This is a genomic window from uncultured Sulfitobacter sp., assembly GCF_947500075.1.
GTDB lineage: Bacteria > Pseudomonadota > Alphaproteobacteria > Rhodobacterales > Rhodobacteraceae > Sulfitobacter.
In genome coordinates this window covers 202,010-215,859 of the sequence record NZ_CANMQS010000004.1, presented here as the reverse complement: position 1 = coordinate 215,859, position 13,850 = coordinate 202,010, and the positions used below count along the sequence as shown (strand labels likewise).

The 13,850-nt window shown below is 50.7% G+C and carries 12 protein-coding genes, 1 tRNA gene and 1 pseudogene; 6 read left to right on the top strand and 8 right to left on the bottom strand.

Annotation, left to right across the window (positions count from 1 at the left end; genetic code table 11):
- Positions 1-470: 470 nt before the first annotated feature.
- Positions 471-929, bottom strand: coding sequence for a hypothetical protein (locus tag Q1A91_RS13950; RefSeq protein ID WP_299878434.1), 459 nt, complete (start codon positions 927-929; stop codon positions 471-473).
- A 106-nt stretch (positions 930-1,035) separates the two neighbouring features.
- Here Q1A91_RS13950 and Q1A91_RS23710 point away from each other — a divergent pair, with 106 nt between their 5' ends.
- Positions 1,036-1,362, top strand: coding sequence for a helix-turn-helix domain-containing protein (locus tag Q1A91_RS23710; protein WP_367278682.1), 327 nt, complete (start codon positions 1,036-1,038; stop codon positions 1,360-1,362).
- Positions 1,363-1,385: 23 nt separating this feature from the next.
- On the opposite strand, the gene Q1A91_RS13945 is transcribed toward Q1A91_RS23710, so the two are convergent.
- Both Q1A91_RS13945 and Q1A91_RS13940 read right to left on the bottom strand, forming a co-directional pair.
- Positions 1,386-2,378: a site-specific integrase gene (locus Q1A91_RS13945; protein ID WP_299878432.1), complete on the bottom strand. Its 993-nt coding sequence runs from the start codon at positions 2,376-2,378 to the stop codon at positions 1,386-1,388.
- Positions 2,371-3,444, bottom strand: coding sequence for a hypothetical protein (locus Q1A91_RS13940; RefSeq protein ID WP_299878429.1), 1,074 nt, complete (start codon positions 3,442-3,444; stop codon positions 2,371-2,373). Before Q1A91_RS13940 ends, Q1A91_RS13945 begins: the two co-directional genes overlap by 8 nt.
- Positions 3,445-3,848: 404 nt before the next feature.
- Here Q1A91_RS13940 and Q1A91_RS13935 point away from each other — a divergent pair, with 404 nt between their 5' ends.
- The 5 genes from Q1A91_RS13935 to Q1A91_RS13915 all read left to right on the top strand — a co-directional run bounded on the left by Q1A91_RS13935 (position 3,849) and on the right by Q1A91_RS13915 (position 9,323).
- On the top strand, positions 3,849-4,871 hold the full coding sequence (locus Q1A91_RS13935) for an SIR2 family protein (RefSeq protein ID WP_299878426.1): 1,023 nt from the start codon (positions 3,849-3,851) through the stop codon (positions 4,869-4,871).
- 9 nt (positions 4,872-4,880) lie between these two features.
- On the top strand, positions 4,881-6,623 hold the full coding sequence (locus Q1A91_RS13930; protein WP_299878423.1) for an ATP-binding protein: 1,743 nt from the start codon (positions 4,881-4,883) through the stop codon (positions 6,621-6,623).
- A 358-nt stretch (positions 6,624-6,981) separates the two neighbouring features.
- A complete protein-coding gene (locus tag Q1A91_RS13925; RefSeq protein ID WP_299878420.1) occupies positions 6,982-7,146 on the top strand; it encodes a hypothetical protein in 165 nt (54 codons plus the stop codon).
- A gap of 124 nt (positions 7,147-7,270) precedes the next feature.
- A complete protein-coding gene (locus tag Q1A91_RS13920; protein ID WP_299878417.1) occupies positions 7,271-7,990 on the top strand; it encodes a hypothetical protein in 720 nt (239 codons plus the stop codon).
- 307 nt (positions 7,991-8,297) lie between these two features.
- On the top strand, positions 8,298-9,323 hold the full coding sequence (locus tag Q1A91_RS13915) for a hypothetical protein (protein WP_299878414.1): 1,026 nt from the start codon (positions 8,298-8,300) through the stop codon (positions 9,321-9,323).
- An 84-nt stretch (positions 9,324-9,407) separates the two neighbouring features.
- On the opposite strand, the gene Q1A91_RS13910 is transcribed toward Q1A91_RS13915, so the two are convergent.
- From Q1A91_RS13910 to Q1A91_RS13895, 5 genes and pseudogenes are all read right to left on the bottom strand, one after another.
- Entirely contained in the window at positions 9,408-9,917 is a 510-nt protein-coding gene (locus Q1A91_RS13910) for a hypothetical protein (protein ID WP_299878411.1), read from the bottom strand.
- 693 nt (positions 9,918-10,610) lie between these two features.
- Positions 10,611-11,414, bottom strand: coding sequence for a hypothetical protein (locus Q1A91_RS13905; RefSeq protein WP_299878408.1), 804 nt, complete (start codon positions 11,412-11,414; stop codon positions 10,611-10,613).
- A 182-nt stretch (positions 11,415-11,596) separates the two neighbouring features.
- Entirely contained in the window at positions 11,597-13,126 is a 1,530-nt protein-coding gene (locus Q1A91_RS13900) for a site-specific integrase (protein WP_299878405.1), read from the bottom strand.
- 15 nt (positions 13,127-13,141) lie between these two features.
- A pseudogene (locus Q1A91_RS23705) lies at positions 13,142-13,318 on the bottom strand (DUF6538 domain-containing protein); the annotation flags it as partial.
- Between the two features lie 99 nt (positions 13,319-13,417).
- Positions 13,418-13,507: transfer RNA gene (locus Q1A91_RS13895), tRNA-Ser, on the bottom strand.
- Positions 13,508-13,850: the final 343 nt, after the last annotated feature.

Here is a 13,850-nt window from a genome sequence, read left to right as displayed (position 1 = left end):
ACGACAATACCCACTTTAACAGGATCAATATCAGAACGGCGTGGAGAGCCGTTTAACGCAGACTGCCAGATCAAAAAACTGTCTCCTTGGAGCAATTTCTGACTGCGGTTTCGGCAACCGCGGAACGAAGTTGCTAGAATGAAATAGCTACAGCCATGTGTTCGAGATGCAATTCGGAATACGACAGCACATCATGGTTAACGAGGTAATTTGCCAAGTACTTAAGAACCTTCGCCTACGTGAACGTCGCAGCATTACCAAGGCTTCCTTCAGGTCTGCATAACTCAAGGTACCTGCTAGGTGTTTTCAATTGCAGTTAACTGCAAGGTCAACAGTTCTCGCACTCATCATTAGAAAGACGGGGTTCACGATCCGACTTTGACGGGTTCCAGCAAAAATTCTCCCAATTCGTTCATTTTGGTGGCTAGCGACCCTAGCCTCTTCGTTATCTGCCGAAGTCCACAGCAGTTTCAATCGAACGAAATCAGTGTGAAACTGTGGCGGTCAGTCTCGAGATCATAATGCGTTTTGACTGCGTATATGTTCTGAACGTAGCCACCAAAGCCGTTCTTCGCCCTGATCGAACCAACGACCAAAAAACTGCACTGGCCGAGCCAACCTACACGGATAGGGCTGGACGGTGCAATTGCACTCTCTGGCTCCCGCAAACTTCGTTTGATAAAGGATTGTGCACGAACATATGCTGAGCCTGCTGCTCGATCAGTGTCTCCACAATATTTTTCTTTGTTACTTGGCGTTGGAACCATGAGAAAGAATGCCACCAGAAGCATGACAACTACAAGAAGCCACCGGATCGGCCGCAAAGCTTCTTTGAGCTCTTTAGTCGACTTTTTGAAGTCTTCAACATTCTTGCGGTGCGCCTCCTCCAGCCGCTTCATCTTTTCATCTCCTTCAGAGTTCTTGCTCATAAGGACCTCCAATCTGCTGTGATCTACTCGAGAGGAACAAAACGGTCTGAATGCTCCCCACAAATAGTTCATAGCGCATCGTGAAATTCCAGAACAAAACGTTCCTATGGATGTATTTTGTAGGAGTTTGAGGAGCCGCGCGAAAGCACTGGGTATATCCAACGCAGAAGCCGCAAGGCGTTGCGGGCTTAGTGAGCGTCGCTACGCACACTACGTTAGCGGGGATCGTGAACCTGATCTTGGTACACTTGTTCGGATAGCGACCGCTCTCGGCACCACCCCCAACCAGCTTCTCGGTCTTGGTGAGATTCAAGACACATCTTCGCGTGATATTCTGTTTCAGCGCATTCAGTCTGCGGTTCAGGTCATTTCTGATGAAGCTCTTGAGATCGCAACGGTGCAAATGGAAGCACTGGCAGCAAAACGCCTCTAGCGCATACGGTGAGGGCTTCACTATCATAGCAATGATGCGGCTGCATTTCCGTCGAACAACTCGCCATCACGAATGTAACGCTCGAGCATCGCATCGGATTTGTGCCCAGTTTGTTGCCGGATCTTGTAAGCCGCAACCCCGGCCTTGGCTGCGCTGGTTGCGAATCCTGCACGAAGCGAATGACCCGAAAACCCGGTTGGATCAAGACCTGCTTCTCTCATCCGTCCCCGAATGATGTAAGGGACCGCATCCCCTGAAAGACGCTGTTCTTGAATGCGATCCATCCGATCGACTGGTCTGAAAAGGGCTTTACCTGTATCGTGTGATGCTTCTCGCCAGAAATTCAGCGCACGGACCGGACAATGCCTAGTTCGCCCCAGAGGGATGCCGACTTTGCGGCCGTTTCCGGCCTGATCCGTCTTAGATCGACGTAGGTTAATTACCACTCCCTCTCTCACTTCGTGCACATCGTCCCAATCTAGACCTATCAACTCGGACCGCCTAAAACCTCCTGCGAAACCGGTCAGAAGCAACGCTCTGTCCCTTTTGTCTTTGAGTGTCCCAGCCATACAATCAAGAACAAGAAACAGGTCTTCCCGGCATAACGGTTTTGCTTGTTTTGGGGAACTTTCTTTCAGCCGTTGTAAACCCCGCATCGCGGACCGCACCAATTCTGACTTGCAGGGGCTCTGCCACCCGTTGGCCTTATGAACTTTGCTGATGGTAGCCAGTCGGCGAGTCAACGTCGATACAGCCAAATCGTCAGAAAAGCGCGACAGGTACACGGCGACCATTTCCGGTGTGGCGGGGATCTGCCCACCAGCGTCGATGAAGTGAGATAAGTCAGCCATGTAGGCGCGGCGGGTGTTCGAGGAGAGGCTTGCGGAAACCAACTCTTGCAAACGTCTAAGAACCCCTGGATTGCAGTTAACTGCAATTGAAGTTGAGACTGTTCGAGTGTTGTTTTGAGCCTCTGATAAATGGATATTATCCGAGGTTTGGCCCAAATTATCCATTGGATGCATCCCACACAACTTGCCGTCTCAGACTGTTGAGAAGCTCCAAATTTGAACTCGTCAGCCGAAGGACTTCACGCGCTTGGTGAGGGTGAATGCCCATGCACTCCAATTCCATGATTTGCCGAAGTTGTTGACCGAGCGCTCCATCTTGACGTTTTCGCAAGAGGCCGCCTTCGACCCGGAATATCGCTTCGCCTAGGAGCTGCGTTCGCCCCGCACTTGGGAAGCTACGCCTGATGTACTGCGACAATGCGTTGTCGTGTGCGAGAAGCCGCCTGATCGCGGCCTTTCCTTCTCGGGTAAACATGTCGAGTGCCCAGCCGGGCATGCCTGCGAATTCAATTTCTGCAGGTAGAACGTCATCGGGATTGGGCGAACGCAGACCATTTTGAAGTGTCAGCAGTGCGACCAAAAATGGGAGATCATTGCGAACACGTGCTTTGCCTTGCACGAATAGAGCGATCGCCGCTGGCGCGGCCCCCGCATTTTCCAGAAGCTCAACCTCAACTGAAATATGGGGTTTTGGGGATCTGGCCGCGATAATCTTCGCTGCTGATGCCTGCGCCAGGACCTCCGGGCACCCAACGAAGATTGATCTTAGACGCTCTGTTGGGATGCGTTGAAATTCGTGCTGCATATCTCGCGCATCAGGATGCTGGTCCCGTATGCACAGGAGATCATCCGCACTTCGATTCTTAGCAGAATTTGCGAGACACTGCGCCAAAGCCATCGCCACGCGGGTATCGCCACCGAATTCTCCGCGAACCCGTTTCCCAGCCAAGGCTGCAGTCACAGCATACACGAGCGGAAGGTTCGATACACCCACGTCCTCGAACGCGATGACGCCCAGACGCCGCCAAAACCTCTCTGCATCTAGATTAAGAAGCGTCGAGGTTGCTACAGCGGTACGATGACTGTCGTTCCTCCGAATAGCCTTTTGAAGCATGCTCATAGCCTGCCAAACGCTGATCGATAGTTTAGGTGCTAGGGGCTGTGGATCGACGTCGAGGATTTGTTGTGCAAGTAATTGCAAAGATTTCGTAGATGGATCGGTCCTATTCATTCTGCTCCTCCTTGAGCAAAGGGAGCAGAAACATTCAAACCCACGTTAAGCGTAGCTGAGAGGGGTTTGCAGGGAAGCAAAAAACGATGCCGTCGGTGCCTCTTAGACTTCTGCCGTTCGACTAAATACACTCATTGGCGCTACGAAAAGCACCGACGGCGGAAAGCCGTCATTCGCTGCATCAGCGTGGAAACCAAGGCCGCGACAAGAAGCGGCCGTTTAGTTCATCGATACTAGTTGCTTATGGTCGGTGTGCAGCGTTCCTTCTGGCTGTAACGCCAAGATTGTTTCCTGTTAGAAATTGCATATTAAGGTTGATTTCCAATGGGGCCTGTTTAGCGTCTGACGACGGGCTTTTTCATTCAGATCATTGATACCAACTCAAGGGGAGCGTCCCAAACGAAATGAAGACAGAAGACATCGCCAAGTTTGCGCAAACCTGTTTCCAAGGATCCCCCACAATTGTCCTTGGAAGTGGCGCCTCTATGCCACATGGATTGCCAAGTATGGGAGCACTGAGCGACTACCTGCGTGACAAGCTGGAAACAGCGGGCCAAGCCGAAGAGGACGCTTGGCTGTTGGTCCGGGCAGCCTTGGCAAACGGTGATCATCTTGAAGCTGCGTTGGAGGGCAAGGCTCTGCCGGATACCCTGCTCGCGAAGATTGTCGGCTTGACTTGGCAATGTGTCAACGAGAAGGATACAGCGCTCTTGAGCCTTGCAGCGTCAAATGGCCAGGAATTCGCCCTTGGGCATTTACTGTCCGGGATGTTCAACAGCACGTTGAAAGAGATCCATGTTGTCACCACCAACTATGATCGTGTTGCAGAGTTTGCTTGCAATTCCAAAGGGGTGCTTTTTCAGACCGGCTTCGCTCCAGGCTATGTCCAGAAGTGGGAAAGCACCGGCGGCGTCAAATTCCGACATGGGGCTAAAGCTTCGCGGGTCGTCAAGATCTGGAAGGTCCATGGCTCGCTAGACTGGTTCCGCACTGCAGATGAGCGAACCGTCGGACTGCCGGTTTTTGAATTGCCTCCAGCCGAATACGCTCCTCTGATCGTTACCCCTGGGTTCAACAAATACGAGACAACCTCCCAAGACCCGTTCAGGACGATAATTAATGGTGCAGATGACGCACTGAAGACAGCCTCGGCGTTTCTTTGTATTGGATTTGGCTTCCGCGATCTACACATCCACCCAAAAATCATCGAGCGATGTCAGGAAAAAAACGTGCCAATCGTTGTGCTAGCCAGAACGCTGACCGACGAAGCCAAAGATTTTCTCAAGAGCAAAGCCGGTGCGAACTACATGGGAATCGAGAGGTCCGGTGACGGAAGCTTGGTCTACCGTCCTGAGGCACCCGATGGTGTCGAGGTGGCGACTGCCGATTTGTGGTCGCTTTCAGGTTTCAACAATTTAGTCCTCTAGGTAATGCACATGTCCATTTTTGATTTCGCAGACAATGAAGCCCTCGGCAGCGTGATTTCAGTAGATACCGCCGCAGCGACTATCCGCGTCGATGACCTCGACCGGCTCAAGCGCCTTCAGGTGAACCGTTTGGTGGTTCTCCAAAGCAGCAAACCTGGGCAACACTTGATCGGTGTCGTGGTGCGGATCACCAGGAAACCCGACAACCGCGATTTGGACGAGGCTGACTTGACCGACGTAGAGTTGATCCCGAACGAGAATAACCTCGTCAAGATCACACTTATCGGCACTTTGCTCGACAAAGTAGGGGAAGATGAGAACGTTTTCCGCCGTACGCTAGAAACCGTGCCGGAAATCGACGCCAATTGCTTCTCTCTGGAGGGCGAACGCCTCACCAATTTCATGCAGGTCATTTCCAACGTGAAAACGGACGGCCCAAAGCTGTCTTTGGGAAACTTCACGCTTGATGATGAGGCTGTTGCCTATTTGAATGGCAACAAGCTGTTCCAACGTCACGCGGTGATCGTCGGGAGTACTGGATCGGGCAAGTCCTGGACTACGGCTCGATTGCTGGATCAGATCGCGGAATTGCCACAGGCGAATGTGGTCTTGTTCGATATCCATGGTGAGTATCGCCCGCTGAAAGGCGAGGCGTTCAAGCACCTGAGGATTGCGGGGCCTTCAGACATCGAGCACAAGCGCGGCTTGGATGACGGGGTATTGCATCTACCATACTGGTTGTTGGGCTATGAGGCGCTGGTGTCCATGTTCGTTGACCGCAGTGACCAGAACGCACCAAACCAATCGATGATCATGACGCGCACTATCGTCGACGCAAAAAAGGGCACCCTAGATCCGGTCAAGCATAAAGAAATATTGGAGAATTTCACGATCGACAGCCCGGTGCCTTTCGACATCAATTCAGTGCTGCAGAACCTCAAAGACCTAGATGAAGAAATGGTGCCAGGCGCGAGGGGCGAAAAGCAGGGCCCATATCATGGCAAGCTGAGCAGGTTGATCGGTCGCCTAGAAGCAAAAAGGCATGATCGTCGTCTAGCATTCCTGTTTCAGCCTCCCAACGAATGCATGGACATGAAGTGGTTGGAACGAATGGTTCATGCCATTTCAACCGGTCGCGGGGCTCAGGATGGCAATGAAGGCGGCATCAAGATTATAGACTTCTCAGAAGTGCCATCTGACGTACTGCCCTTGATGGTAAGTCTCTTGGCTCAAATTGTTTTCTCTACGAGCCTCTGGACGAAATCTGACCAGCGGCATCCTATCGCAATCATGTGTGATGAGGCCCATCTGTACATACCAGAACGGATGAATGCCGACAGTTCTGACGCTGTTGCCGTTGAGATTTTTGAGCGGATCGCAAAAGAGGGCCGGAAACATGGAATAGGCCTTGTGGTTATCAGCCAGCGGCCATCCGAAGTAAACCGGACTGTTCTGAGCCAGTGCAACAATGTTGTTGCCATGCGTCTGACCAATGGTGACGATCAGAGCGTGATAAAGCGTCTTCTTCCTGACAGCCTTGGAAGTTTTGGTGACCTATTGCCTGTCTTGGATATCGGAGAAGCTCTGGTTGTCGGCGACGCGAGCCTTTTGCCAACGCGTGTTCGCATAGCAGAACCCAAGATGAAGCCAGACAGCCAGACTGTTGCCTTCTGGGATCGGTGGAATGATGCAGAGCCAAAATCAGACACACCTAACTCCATCCGTTCTTGGCGGCGACAGAGCATGAACTGACAATACTGGCAAGAAGGATGAGACGAGTTGAAATGCTATTTGGGCAAATCACAAATGGTTCGCCGAACTGCAAAGCGGCGGTAAGTCCTGCTGGAGCACATGACAGTTCTGTCTTGCATTGCGGATCTCCAAAAGCTATCGGTTTCGTATTCACGGCGAATGACGGCAATGCGTGCTGCTACCGCCAAATCAATTATTGGTTAGTGAATGTCGGCAATGGGCCGGGCCTACTGCCGGGAACAGCAGAGAACCTCGTGCTCCCAACGCAGTGTCGCGCTCTAAAAGCTGCAATGCGTAAACTTCAGTCGCTCCGAATGAAACTGTTTCAATAAACGAACAGACGGAGATAGCGTTTGGTATGGCGCAGCGCCAACTAACACCAGTAGCTAAAGAAAGGGGATACTACACTTGGTGCGGATGTACTAATGAGAATGCGCAGGTGATGGAGAAATGGTTTAAGGGCGATCAACGTGACAAAAATGTCGCCTATTCTGATTCTGAGGATTGGTATGCGGTGGAGTAGATTACTTTCGATAGGTGGCGTGCTGGGCGGTATTATCGCATTTATTGCGACAGTTGGACCCTCACTATTTGACCGCTTCGGTGTGTTTCTGTTCCCTGACGCCTTTATCTCGATGGAGAATCGAGTGGCAACAGATGTTGGAACGCTGTTTCACCGAAGGCATCCAATGTTCGAAGTTCCAATGGTAGAATCCGGCTTTCATTCACTGCTTCTCATGTACAACCAATCAACACGACCAGTAACTGTATACGATTTAACCATTTCGATAACCGCTACTGACTTAGAACCCCTTCAATACGATGATTTCGACTATTTCTCAGTTTATGAAGGTGGAATGCAGAATGACTACAATTCTCTGTACATCCGTGTCTCTTGCAGGGAACTGTCCCTGAAACCAAACGTAGTCATCCCTGTCGTGAACGTTAATAACCTTCCAAAAAGGTTTGACATCTCTCCAAACACTACAGCAATCCTTAGCGTATATGTGGATGGTAACTCTGACTGTGATGCGACCGATAGCTTCAAGGGTGCAGCTAAAATCTCATACGATGCGAAGTTCGTCGGAGCTGGCTTTTCTTCGAGCCTTGATGCGGATAGCCCTCTGTCCATAGAGTTTGGCCTTTCGACCCCACCAAAAGACACACGGTGGCGTGATCTTGTTGCGGAATCATCCCCAATACCTGAGCTTGCCAGATGGTCGGGAGTATGGCTTGGACGAAGCATTTATGAGCTGGAGCTCTGCTTGAAAGAAGGAAAAGCTGAATGTGAAATACATGAGGATGATATTCAGTCTAGGTACCCGAATTTGACCTCGAAACAGCAGTTCTATCCGACAGACAGATGACGCGGTCAATCAAGCAGGATCTTGAGCGCCGCAGACAACTCTTTCGGGAGCTAGAAAAGGAGTAGAATCCCGAGGTTCGATCGTCTGGGCCACTGAAGTGCTGCATTGCGTCAAGGTCGGCTTCCGGGAGCCCGGTCAGCTCGGTTTCTGAAGTGATGAATGTCGGCAATGGGCCGGTCACGCTCGGCAAGAATGGGTGCTTCCAAAGGAGCGTTTGGCATCTGTTCTCATTGGAAAATTTTCTCGCCACGGCCGCGCCATTCAGCAAGACTGGGTTGATACATCCAACGGAGCAAGATGAATCGTCATGAAAGTCTACATCGCCAATTTCGGGCGCCAGAACTATGAATGGCCAATCTGTCGGGAACGCGGAACAGTCGCGACCATGAACGCCGTTGACGCCCAGAAATACTGGGAAGCAAACGATCGCGAGGGTTATGTGTCCACCCGCATGGCCAATGACACCACTGCGGCAGGAAAGAAACCAACCAAGGCGACCGCTTCTCGCTGGTTCAACTTGATGACTACTGTCGCTGAGACTGTTGGCGATATTTGGGTTCACAAGGACGGAGACGAGCTTTGGTGGACGACCTCTCGAAGTGGCGCACCTTCTTTCGAAAGGAAGATGGAACCCATCGAGCATGGGCGTGACGTGGTAATTTGCCATAAGCACTGTGCACCTTGGTCGAATGAGTCAAAGAAGGGCGTTCCACTGAGGTGGAACGAACTACATCCCAAGGCGAAAGACTTCTTGTCTACTGAAGCCACGCTACAGTCTCTCAGTCCTTTGTACCGAGACTACACATTGGCGCTGATCGCCGGAGATGACCTAGGTCAGTGGCACGATACTCCACTATGGGCGAAGCGCAGCGAAACCGCCAAGAAGGGGTATGCGCCGATTAAGTACGGGTCGCAGGCGGACAAGATTGCGTACCAACGAGCTTCAGAGCTTTTCGAAGCGGCAGATGCCGCTGAACGCATGGCCCGAACAGCCGTCTCCACCACCAATTCAGCGAATGGTCAGACAGCGGAGCGTGTAGTGAAAAGGAAGGACCTCCGGTTCCCGTCCGCAGCAGCACTTCAGGACTACATCACCGAACTCATGGGGGCTCAGGAATATTGCTGCGAACTGACGGGCCTTCCGCTGGAAATGGATGAAGTAAACGGCGATCCTGCGATGTTCGCTTCCTTGGATCGCATCGACAGTAGCGGTCATTATGAACCCGACAATCTTCAGGTTGTTTGCCGTTTCGCAAACTTCTGGAAAGGCGCGTCTGATGACACAGAGTTTCGACGTTTGGTCGGAGTTCTTCGATCATCTGCGAGCGCTTAGTCAGTATGCAACTGGACGAATGTCAGCAATGCGGGCTGCAGCCGCAGCATATTCGGCTCGTGCCCAACGACTGGAATTCGCCAATCACGTCTCGCCTGAAAGCTCCAGTGCTTCAATTGCGTAGTCGAGCGCATCTGCAGTGGTTGAAGTGATCGTATGAAAATCATCCATCGAGGATGCAGGTATAAGATAACGTTTTCCCCTTTGCCCTGCTGAAATGTGTCCCAAAAATTGATCCATACCTTCAAGGCTGATCAATGCATTCAGGACAACATCAACCTCACCCAATTCTAGCAGGCCAAGCTCAGATGCTAGGTCTTCCGAGAACAGCCTATCAATCTTTCCAACTGAGAGATGGTCGTCTTTTACTTCGTTAGCTTCGAGGTTCGCCTTGAGCGCACGTGTGTAATTTCGAAACTCAGCGGCCAAGATACGCCGCAAAGTCATCCGCCGAGTGTTAGTTTGCCTCCGATACTCTTCCTTCGAATGTTTGGCATTGGTTCGTAGTGTCCAAATGACACCTGCAAAACCAACGATACCAACTAGCAGGGTTTGAAAGCGCTCGATAAGGTCAAGTATTTCAGAATCAATCAATGGTTTGCTCTTTCTGGGGGTGCAAGCAAGAAGATGCGATGGGTTCATCGTTGAGACAAGAACCAAAGTAAGACCGATAAAAGAGTTCTGGCATTGAAGAAGCGCTTTCCGGAAACTCCCAACAGGAAACCGTCGCTAGGTGCAACATTTTTGGACACAGTCCGCCAATTTCGCGTAGGGATGTCCGGTATGCAGAAAATTAGTCTCGCTCACGCTCCGCAGTGCCACCTTCGGCGAACGTGTACTTTCAGGAATACACGCCGCTAGCTTGGGTCCAACGGAACGCTGGTCTCAATCTCTTGCGGCCGAACTCGAACCACGAGTTAAGGGAATTCGTGGAGGAGCCAGCACAAAAAAGTTCTCCGCGAAAACCGCCGTTAAGTGCGACTTGTTGAGCCTACGAGTTCGAGACGACTTCGAAATTCCCGAAACGTCCGTTATCGGGACTGATATTGTCCCCATTCAGCCTGCGTTGGGCAGCGGCGTGGCAGCTTAGGTTTTGACTGTTAGCTGATGTTTAGCAGGCAGTGCATGCATCACTGAATGCCTAAAGTCCGAAACTGATAGTCCTTTGTCTTTCTTTGGAAATGGGCTGAATTTACATTGCTCTCCCCCGAAATTGTAATTTTGGTACAAGTAATTGCACGGAACTGGTATTGTCTTTGGAACTGTCGCAGAGACAAACGTATTAACTTACTTCCAATAGCTTGGGTCACTCAGCTTTAGTTCCTTCAAGACCCCTGGCCACGCAAACCAGATTATGTCGGGGAGCCACCACTGGTGCTTGTGAGTGGCGATGTGCTTTCGGTAAGCCGAGCGCTTGTTCTGAGGTAGTAGTTTAAGAGCAGGATCTAGTCCACGATAAGCAACTGCCTCCACGAATAGCTCCCAGATGTAGGTTTTCTTCTCATTTGGTGGAGGTACGGGCGGGATAGCAACAAATTCTACGTGCGAAAATGGATTCTTCAGTTTAGCCAATTCATACACCTTCAAGTTCAAGTTACTCTTTTTCCTTTCTATTCTCGTGCATATTCCTGCTTTGAACTCCTGCCCCTTCTGCTTTCTTTTTGCGCCCCTGTCATAGATTATTGTCTGGTTACTCTTGGATTTTCCAAGATAAACGGTTTCAAATTTTTGCCCTGACTTATAGACAGACACCGTTTTTGCCTGTCCGGGAAGAATATTTACAGAGTTGAGCGAGATACCCTCTAAGTCGATGGAAACTTCGATCTGAGTGACTTTTGCCTCACTAGAGAAATCACCCCAGCCATCGTCGGTGAACATTCCAAGAATGCTGTGTAGCTCTTCGAAACCTTGCAATCCCATGTCTCTAGGATGAAGCGTCAAGCGCATCCATTGAGCTTGATGGTTTGCATATCTGTAGACGAAATGAGGATAGTGCTTTGAGTTTTCGAGGCTCTCTATTACCATATTCCGCTGAATCTCAACGCCATTTCCTGGCTTATTGCCAATGAAGCACTCGGGATCATCGAACAAGGGGAATAGCGCTGAGTGAGTATTGGAGGCGCTATCATTTGGCAAGAAATCAAGTTTTACAACTAGACGATCTATAAAGAGGTGAGGGCTATGGCCTTTCCCATACTTAATCTTAATCATTTTTGAATAGGGTTTGGATCTTGTTAAAGAGTCTCACGAGTATGAACTTAGCATCGCCCAAGTTAACATCCCTTGTAGTCGATTGCTGCCTCACGTTCAATCAAACAATTCAACATAGGTGAATCATATCGAACCTTGTCAACATACGATTGGCGAATTTTGAGATTTGCCCCATGGCCGTAGTTCGCAGTAATACTCTTGTCAGAATGTCCAAGGATAGACTTCAGGACATAGTCTGGTGCTTCAAGGTCCCTCAAGGCATCGGTGAACAGATGCCGAAAGGAGTGAAATACTCTGCGCTGTCCATGAAATCCAAATTTCCTGCCGTATCTTCCCCACCATTTTGAGAAATTGTGCGAAAAATAACCATCCTTGCCCACCTCCAAGTCCTCAAATAGCCGCTCGCCTGGCAGTGTACTCTCAAGCATCTTAAGCAAACCAAGGTCAATCAGGGTTCGGTGGACTGGAACTTGCCGAATGCTCGTATCAGTCTTAACCTTCTTACTCTCGTCTTCTCCACGATTAATGTCGAATACCCATACATCATCGTCGATGAGTAAGTCAGTTCTTTGAAGTTGTACAATCTCACCAAGGCGCATCCCTGAAAACAGGCCGATCAGAGGAACCCAAAACTTGCCGTCTTTGAAGACGTGCTCTCCGGGAGTGCCATTTCGTGCTAGACTAGCTCTCCCGGTATAGATTGGGGTTGCAAAAATCAGTTCCAAGTCCTTTTTCGTATAGGGGCCGCCGGTGCTCCCCTTTTTCTTTGTAACGGCCACGGAGACTTTCTTACCCGGTACTTTGTCAATGTATCCTTCCCCTTCAGCCCAATTGAGCATTGCGCGCAAAAACCTGAGTCGTTTTTCCTGTGTTGTATCTGCTAAAAAAGGGCCAGTTTCGTTTTCTTTTGCAAGTTGCGAGAACGACTTTCCAGCTGCGCCCTTAACCTTAAGCGCATTTGGAGGTATTCGTTTCAGCAAGTCTCTCACGCCCCGAATATCCGCATCATCTATCGTCGCGATCTGTTTGTTGGCCGGTATCACCTCATATGCGATCCGCATTGTCACATCGAAGTCGGCAATCGTTTTCTTTGCGTCACCAACTTCTTCCTTGTGAGAACGATACCGGTTTGCAATTAGTTTCAGTGTTTCGCCTTCCTGATCAGCCACCTCACTTTCGGACAAAGGTGGATATCCATTTGCAACCATACCGGCAAACCGCGGGTCACCTTGGCCAAGCGCACTGTAATCTCCTATCAGGTCGCCAATTAGGCGCCTGTACTGCTCCATCCTTGCAAGCGAAATTCCCCTACAAGCGTGCTTAATCGCACTAAGATCGGCTTTTTCACCGGCTGGTAGTAAGGGTCCGAGCAATTCGTTAGCCTCGCTGTGAACCAAGCTGTTGAACTTACCGGACTTGAGTTGGTTTTGGTATTCGCTGATCAACACTGGCAGCCCTGCAGCCTCGTCTGCGGCGTCAAGAAAAGGATCTTCCATGAATACTTCCGAGAACTCCAACGACCAGTTGAGCGCTTTTTGGAAGTACAGCTTTATCTGAGTGTCGATCTCCTCAATGGTCGGCCTGTCTGTCATAGATAGCTCCTGGAAAAACAGATCCATCGAGTTGCTTAAGTAGCGGCACCTTAGCGTCGCTTCTTTACGGTGAACAGTTCTCATAGACGTCGAAATCTCTGTTCGACCGACCTTATTAACAAGGTGCCGGGGCACGGTCCTTCGGAAATAGTAGATCGTGCCACGCAGCACGAGATGCGGAGTAATGCCCATCCTTGGCGCTCCCACTGTAGCAGTATTCTGTAGCAGGAGGCGGATTTACTAGTCTAGCTCTTGGAAAACAGTCGATTGACCAGTGGGTTACTGGTCAAGTGGCGGAGACGAAGGGATTCGAACCCTCGAGACGATTCCTCGCCTACTCCCTTAGCAGGGGAGCGCCTTCGACCACTCGGCCACGTCTCCACCTGCCGCTATACAAGGGGCATTTGCGGGTAAACAAGAGCAAAACCGCCAAAAGGGGAAAAAACCGTGATCCGTGGGCTGCGGGAGATGTGGGCGGCATGGGCTGAAGGGTGGCATGGTCGGACGGGAGACCTTGCGCGGCAGGTGAACATCGACGGGGCCTTGAAACCTGTCTCATGAAATGTCCGTGGGACGGGGTTGAGACGGTGCGGCCCAGGCGAAGTTCCTGGGAGATACAACGGATGGTTTGTGATGCGTGCGTTTCATGGGGCTCACTTGAAAACCCATAACCAATTATAATTAAACAATTTTCACACCCAAAGAAGGCGCACTGACCACCCAC